The following is a 688-nucleotide window of genomic DNA, read 5'->3' as shown; positions in this document are numbered from 1 at the left end:
GGCAGCCATAAAAAAGGCTATTGAAAATCCGCGAGGTATTGATTATGATTTAGTTGATGCACAACAAGCACGCCGCGTTTTAGATAGAATTGTGGGGTATGAGTTGTCTCCAGTTTTATGGCGAAAAGTAAAAGGAGGTTTGTCGGCAGGTAGAGTACAGTCGGTTTCAGTACGTTTAATTGTTGAGAAAGAACGCGAAATTCAAGATTTTACACCTGAAGCATCTTACAGAATTGATGCCGAATTTTCTAATGAAGACGGGCAATCTTTCAAAGCTAAACTCCCAAAAAACCTTACAAACAAAAAAGAAGCTCAAGCGTTTTTACAAAAAAATGCTTCTGCCAATTTTAAGGTAGCCGATTTACAAAAAAAACCGGCAAAAAAATCGCCTGCAGCACCATTTACAACATCAACATTACAGCAAGAAGCATCACGTAAATTGTATTTTTCAGTAAGTAAAACCATGACTATGGCGCAACGCTTATATGAAGCAGGTTTAATTACCTACATGAGAACCGATAGTACTAATTTATCTGATGAGGCACGCCAAGGTGCGCAAGCCGAAATAGAAAAAGCTTACGGAAACAATTACAGTAAACCACGTAATTATACAGGAAAAACCAAAGGCGCTCAAGAAGCACATGAGGCTATTAGGCCTACAGATTTTTCAAGGCATACTGTAAATATA

General features: G+C 38.2%; 1 protein-coding gene. It reads left to right on the top strand.

The features are described 5' to 3' along the window. Positions 1-688 (top strand): DNA topoisomerase (locus FUA24_RS23745; protein WP_246147154.1); only part of this gene is annotated, 688 nt, incomplete at both ends.

Source organism: Seonamhaeicola marinus (assembly GCF_008085455.1).
The sequence above is the reverse complement of the archived record's forward strand: the minus strand, read 5'-3'. Positions and strand labels throughout refer to the sequence as shown.